5 protein-coding genes and 1 rRNA gene are annotated in these 6,517 nt (G+C 75.5%); 5 read left to right on the forward strand and 1 reads right to left on the reverse strand.

Going from position 1 to position 6,517, the window contains the following annotated elements; all coding sequences use genetic code 11:
- Positions 1-276: 276 nt before the first annotated feature.
- Genes AC2TEW_RS21035 through AC2TEW_RS21055 form a run of 5 tightly spaced genes read left to right on the forward strand, consistent with a single transcriptional unit; the run spans position 277 to position 5,960 of the window.
- Entirely contained in the window at positions 277-1,644 is a 1,368-nt protein-coding gene (locus AC2TEW_RS21035) for a DUF7847 domain-containing protein (RefSeq protein WP_484624857.1), read from the forward strand.
- A 5-nt stretch (positions 1,645-1,649) separates the two neighbouring features.
- On the forward strand, positions 1,650-2,318 hold the full coding sequence (locus AC2TEW_RS21040; protein WP_484624858.1) for a DUF4129 domain-containing protein: 669 nt from the start codon (positions 1,650-1,652) through the stop codon (positions 2,316-2,318).
- The gene (locus AC2TEW_RS21045) at positions 2,315-3,574 is read left to right on the forward strand and encodes a DUF4350 domain-containing protein (RefSeq protein WP_484624859.1); all 1,260 of its coding nucleotides are present in this window, start codon (positions 2,315-2,317) and stop codon (positions 3,572-3,574) included. Before AC2TEW_RS21040 ends, AC2TEW_RS21045 begins: the two co-directional genes overlap by 4 nt.
- 41 nt (positions 3,575-3,615) lie before the next feature.
- Positions 3,616-4,608 (forward strand): AAA family ATPase, encoded by a 993-nt coding sequence (locus tag AC2TEW_RS21050; RefSeq protein ID WP_484624872.1) that lies wholly within the window; start codon positions 3,616-3,618, stop codon positions 4,606-4,608.
- Between the two features lie 41 nt (positions 4,609-4,649).
- Positions 4,650-5,960, forward strand: a complete 1,311-nt coding sequence (locus AC2TEW_RS21055) for a DUF58 domain-containing protein (RefSeq protein WP_484624860.1) — start codon at positions 4,650-4,652, stop codon at positions 5,958-5,960.
- Positions 5,961-6,370: 410 nt separating this feature from the next.
- Here AC2TEW_RS21055 and rrf read toward each other — a convergent pair.
- Positions 6,371-6,487: ribosomal RNA gene (gene rrf, locus AC2TEW_RS21060) — 5S ribosomal RNA — on the reverse strand.
- Between the last annotated feature and the right edge of the window lie 30 nt (positions 6,488-6,517).

A 6,517-nucleotide genomic window follows, 5' to 3' on the forward strand; every position in this document is an offset into this window, starting at 1 on the left:
TTCTCATTACCGGATTGTGACCTGGCGCACAGCGGCGCCGGTCAAGGGCCTCCGACCCACCGCCGGGCCGGGCATAACACCGCAAACCTCGCAGCTCACGGGCGTCGGGCAGGCAGCGGACACACCGCAGCGGGGCCGTTGTCGATCAGCAACGGGATACCCCTGGGGTGACCACGCCCACCATGGCACGATGGGCGGCGCAGGAACAGTTTCCGGCCGCCCGCCGATCGTCACCCTGCCCGTCCCGGCCCCGCAGAACCCCTCCAAGGAGCAGTGATGACCGACAACCCGGGCTGGACCTCGCCCGGCTCGTCCGAGCCGGCCGACGGGGCCCCGCCGCAGGCAGCCACCGCTGCCGCCACCCCGGGTCCGTCGGCGCCATCCGCCCCAGGGGCCACCGCCCCGCCCGCCCCGGCACCGCAGGCTCCGGCGCCACAGGCTCCGGCACCGCAGTCCACGGCACCGCAGGACGCCCCGCAGGCCCCCGCGGCCGCGCCGCAGGACGTCCCGCCGCCCTCCCAGTGGGGCGCCCCCGGCCAGCCCGCCTACGGCGCCTACGGCGGCCCCGGGCCCGGCTACGGGCCCGGCCCCGGCTGGGGCGGCCGGCCGCCGTACGGCGGTCACCCGGGCTGGGGCGTACCGCCGAGCCCGAAGCCCGGTGTCATCCCGCTGCGCCCGCTCGGCGTCGGCGAGCTGCTGGACGGTTCCTTCACCACCGTGCGCAAGTACTGGCGCACCACGCTGGCCCTGTCGCTCGGCTTCGCCGCGTTCACCCAGACCGTCGAGACCGTGCTGCGCTGGTGGGCCCAGCAGGACGGCGGCGCGGTGGCCGACCTGGTCGCGGCGCTGGTCCCGACCGTGCTGCAGGGCGTGCTCGGCATCCTGCTCGGCGGTCTGCTGACCATCGTGGTCAGCAAGGGCGTCCTCGGCGAGCAGATCACGGTCCGCGAGGCCTGGCAGTCCGCCCGCGGCCAGCTCGGCCGGCTCACCGGCCTCACCTTCCTGACCTTCCTGATCATCATCGGGGTGTTCGCGGTCGCCGCCGTGCCGCCCGTACTGCTGGCGATCACGAACGGCACCGGCCCGGGCGTCCTGCTGCTCGCCCTGCTGATGGCCCTGGTCGCCGGCGGCGTCGCCGGGTACCTCGGCATCCTGTTCAGCCTCGCCCCGCCCGCCCTGATGCTGGAGCGCCAAGGGGTGCTGACCTCGCTCAGCCGCTCCCGCCGGCTGGTCCGGGGTTCGTGGTGGCGGATCTTCGGCGTCCACCTGCTGACCTCGTTCATCCTCGGCGTGATCTCCACGGTCGCCGTGCTGCCGTTCCTCCTGGTCGCCACGGTGTTCGGCAACTCCGGCGCGTTCGACCAGCTCGCCGGGGAGAAGGGCGCCGACCTCAACCTGCTCGGCCTGGTGGTCATCGGCATCGGCAGCACCCTGGTCGCGACCGTCACCATCCCGGTCAACGCCGCCGTGACGGTCCTGCTCTACATCGACCGGCGGATCCGCCGCGAGGCGCTCGACATCGAGCTGGCCCGCGCCGCCGGGGTGAGCGTCGCCCCGCCCACCGGCTGGGCCGGACCGGCCGCCCCCGGGCCCGCCTCGCCCGGCCCCACGGTGCCCGGCCAGAGCACACCGCCGGGAGCCTGAACCCGATGCCGAACTGGGGGGAGGGTGCGCTGCTGGCCGGCGGCACCCCGATCACCGTTCCCCGGGACCAGGCCAGGGACGCCGCCCACGACGAGCTGCTCAACCCCGTCTACCACCAGCACGACCCGGGCATCGTGGAGCGGATCGAGAACTGGCTCTCGGACCGGCTCGACGACCTGTTCTCCGGCCTCGGCTCCGCCACCGGCAGCAGCACCGGCGTGGTCCTGCTGCTGCTGATCGTCGGCGTGGTGGTCGCCGCGGTGTGGTGGCGGCTCGGCGCGCCCGGCCGGCAGGCCCGCAGCACGGCCCGCCTGTTCGCCGCCGACGGCCCGCGCAGCGCCGCCCAGTACCGCAGCGCGGCCCGGGCCCACGCCGACGCCGGCCGGTGGGACGAGGCGGTCCGCGAGCAGATGCGCGCCCTGGTGCGCGCCCTGGAGGAGCGCACCGTCCTGGACGTCCGACCGGGGCGCACCGCCGACGAGGCCGCCGCCGAAGCGGGCCGCGCGCTGCCCGCGCACGCCTCGGCGCTGTCCGACGCGGCCCGCACCTTCGACGACATCGCCTACGGCGAGCGCACCGCCGAGGCCGGCGACTACCGCTCGCTGGCCGAGCTCGACCGGGCCCTGGAAGCGGCCCGCCCGGCCCTCGCCACGGCCGCCGGAGGCACCTCATGACCGCCGCACCCCCGATACCCGCCGGCACCGACCCCGCTGCCGCCGTCGCCGGCCCCGCCACCGGCCCCGCACCCACCAGCCGGTCCGCCGACGCCCGCCGGATCTGGCTGCGCTCACGCTGGTACCTGCTCAGCGCCGCGTTCCTGGTCCTCGTCGGCCTGCTGCTCGGCAGCCTGGCCGGCCGCAGCAGCTGGCCCCCGCTCGACCCCGGCTCGCCCGACCCCGAGGGCGCCCGCGCCCTGGTCGTCCTGCTCAAGGGCGAAGGCGTGGACGTCCGTACCGTCGCCGACGAGCGGGCCCTGGCCACCGCCCTGCGGGAGCCCGCCACCACCGTCGTCCTGCCCCGCCCCGACCTGCTCAGCACCGCACAGCTGGACCGGCTGGGCGCGGTCCCCCGCGGCAGCGCCGGCCGGCTGGTGCTGCTCGCCCCGCAGCAGGCCGCCCTGCACGCCTTCGTTCCCGGCCTCACCGTGGCCACCTCCGCCGACGGCACCCCCGAACCCGTCAACTCGATCAGCACCCCGCCCGGCTGCCGGCTGCCCGAGGCGGTCCGGGCCGGCACCGCCGAGCTCGGCGGTCTGGGCTACGACGCCCGCTCCGGCGACACCGGCTGCTACCCGCGGCACGGCCACCAGAGCCTGGTGCTGCACACCGAGGACGGCGACCGCGAGACGGTCGTCCTCGGCACCGGCCACCCGTTCACCAACGAGAGCCTGGACGACGACGGCAACGCCTCGCTCGCCCTCGGCCTGCTCGGCAGCCGGCCGCACCTGGTCTGGTACCTGCCCGACTACAGCGCGCCCTCGCCCTCGGTCGCGCGCAAGCAGTTCGAGGACTTCATCCCGGCCGGCTGGGGGTGGGCCGGCGTCCAGCTGCTGGTCGCCGCCGTCCTCGCCGCCCTGTGGCGCGGCCGCCGGCTCGGCCCGGTGGTCGGCGAACGCCTGCCGATCGTGGTCCGGGCCACCGAGACCACCGAGGGACGCGCCCGGCTCTACCACCGCGCCAAGGCGCGCGGCCGGGCCGCCGACGCCCTGCGCCGGGCCGCCGCACACCGGATCGCCCCCGTCCTCGGGGTCGCCCTGAGCGGCGGCGAACCCGACCCGGCCGCGCTCTGCGCCGCGATCTCCGACCGCCTGGGCCGCCCCGCCCCCGACGTCCAGTCCCTGCTGTACGGCGGCCCGCCCACCGACGACGCCGCACTGCTGCGGCTCACCGACCACCTCGACGCCCTGGAAAGGCAGGTACGACAGCCGTGACCGAGCAGCCCGCTGCCAGCACGTCCCTCAGCAAGGCCGACATCCCCGGTCCGGCGACCTCCACCGCGGCCCCGGCCGCCGCCCCGGCCGACGCCCGGGCCGCCCTCACCGCCCTGCGCACCGAGATCGGCAAGGCCGTGGTCGGACAGGACGCGGCCGTCACCGGCCTGGTGGTCGCGCTGCTCTGCGGCGGCCACGTCCTGCTCGAAGGCGTCCCCGGCGTCGCCAAGACCCTCCTGGTGCGAGCCCTGTCCACGGCGCTGAGCCTGGAGACCAAGCGGATCCAGTTCACCCCCGACCTGATGCCCGGCGACGTCACCGGCTCGCTGGTCTACGACGCCCGCACCGCGGAGTTCTCCTTCCAGCCCGGCCCGGTCTTCACCAACCTGCTGCTCGCGGACGAGATCAACCGCACCCCGCCGAAGACCCAGGCCTCGCTCCTGGAGGCGATGGAGGAGCGCCAGGTCACCGTCGACGGCGAGCCCCGCGCGCTGCCCGAACCGTTCCTGGTCGCGGCCACCCAGAACCCGGTCGAGTACGAGGGCACCTACCCGCTGCCCGAGGCCCAGCTCGACCGCTTCCTGCTCAAGCTGATCCTGCCGCTGCCCACCCGCGACCAGGAGTTCCAGGTCCTGTCCCGGCACGCCAACGGCTTCGACCCGCGCGACCTCGCCGCCGCCGGCGTCCGCCCGGTCGCCGGCCCGGCCGACCTCGCCGCTGCCCGCGCCGAGATCGCCAAGCTCACCATCGCCCCCGAGGTGCTGGCCTACATCGTCGACCTGTGCCGGGCCACCCGCCAGTCCCCCTCGCTGTCGGTCGGCGTCTCCCCGCGAGGCGCCACCGCCCTGCTCGGCGCCTCCCGCGCCTGGGCCTGGCTGGCCGGCCGCGACTACGTCACCCCCGACGACGTCAAGGCACTCGCCCTGCCCGCGCTGCGGCACCGGGTCCAGCTGCGCGCCGAGGCCGAGATGGAGGGGGTCACCGCCGATTCGGTGATCCAGGCGGTGCTCGCCCAGACCCCCGCCCCGCGCTGAGCCGGCCGTACCCCAGGATCCACCCCGAAGGAGTCCCGTCCATGGCCCTGACCGGCCGAACCGCCCTGCTGGCCGCGCTCGGCGCGCTCGTCGTGGGCCTCGCCCTGCCCTCCTGGGCCGGCATCGGCGCGGTCACCCTGCCGGTGCTCCTCGCGGTCCTCGTCGACCTGGTGCTCGCCGCTCCCGTCCGCAGCCTGCGGTTCTCCCGCAGCGGCGACACCAGCGTCCGGCTCGGCGAGGGCGCCACGGTCGAACTCACCGTCACCAACCCCTCCGGACGCCCCCTGCGCGGCCGGCTCCGCGACGCCTGGCCGCCGTCGGCCTGGCGGCCCGGCACCGCCATCGCCGGCTCCCGGCACCGCCTCACCGTCCCGGCCGGCGAACGGCGGCGCCTGACCACGTCGTTGGCACCGACCCGGCGCGGCGACCACCACGCGCACCGGGTGACGGTCCGTTCCCTCGGCCCGCTCGGACTGGCGGCCCGTCAGGGCTCGCACCAGGTCCCGTGGACCCTGCGCGCCCTCCCCCCGTTCGCCAGCCGCAAGCACCTGCCCTCCCGGCTGGCCCGGCTGCGTGAACTCGACGGCCGCACCGCCGTCCTGATCCGCGGCCAGGGCACCGAGTTCGACTCCCTGCGCGAGTACCTGCCCGGCGACGACGTCCGCTCGATCGACTGGCGCGCCAGCGCCCGCCGCAACACCGTCGCCGTCCGCACCTGGCGCCCCGAACGCGACCGCCACGTCCTGCTCGTCCTGGACACCGGCCGCACCTCCGCCGGCCGGGTCGGCGACGCCCCCCGCCTGGACGCCGCCCTGGACGCGGCCCTGCTGCTCACCGCCCTGGCCACCAAGGCCGGCGACCGGGTCGACCTGCTCGCCCACGACCTGCACAAGCGCGGCAGCGTCCTCGGCCGCTCCCCCTCCGACGTGCTGCCCGCCTTCACCAACGCGATGGCCACCCTGGAGCCCGCCCTGCTGGAGACCGACATGCGGTCCCTGGTGTCGAACGCGCTCCGGCTGGCCCCGCACCGGTCCCTGATCGTGCTGTTCACCGGCCTCGACGCCCGCCCGATCGAAGAAGGCCTGCTGCCCGTCCTGCCGCTGCTCACCAAGCGCCACGAGGTGGTTCTGGTCTCCGTCGCCGACCCCCGGCTCGACGAACTGGCCACCGCCCGCGGCACCGTCAAGGAGATCTACGGCGCCGCCGCGGCCGAACAGACCCGCGCCGACCGCCGCCGCACCGCCGAACGCCTCACCCGCCTCGGCGTCACCGTCCTGGACGCACCCCCCGCCGCCGTCCCCCCGGCCCTCGCCGACACCTACCTCGCCCTCAAGGCCGCCGGCCGCCTCTGAACCCCTCCCAGCACCCAGCACCCAGCTGCATCCGCCCGACCCAGGCCCCTGAGCGCGCTCAGGGGCCTGCTCTCTGCCCATCGCCGCCCGTCTCTGCCCACTGACAGGCCCGCACCTTGGTGGCTCAGCCGGGCACCCTTGTCGTCTCCCTCGTCCGCGTCGGCGAGCCCCGCTGCCGCGGAGCATCGACGCCCCGACCAGCGAGATCACCGACGAAGACAACCTCGGTGACGCAGACACTCTCGGTCGCCCGCAGCACCCGCAGATCGCGGGCGTGCGCCACTCCCATGCCGACGGCGAGCTGATCGCTGTAGCAAGCCGGCCCACCCTCAGATTTGCCGGCGTGCGACCTGGTCCGGAAATGCGAGAAGCCCCTCCGGGACACCCGGAGGGGCTTCTACTGAAAAATTGTTCGGCGGCGTCCTACTCTCCCACAGGGTCCCCCCTGCAGTACCATCGGCGCTATGAGGCTTAGCTTCCGGGTTCGGAATGTAACCGGGCGTTTCCCTCACGCTATGACCACCGAAACACTATGAAACTGTCAACCGCACCACACC

The organism is Kitasatospora sp. NEAU-CNBT7 (genome assembly GCF_057220535.1).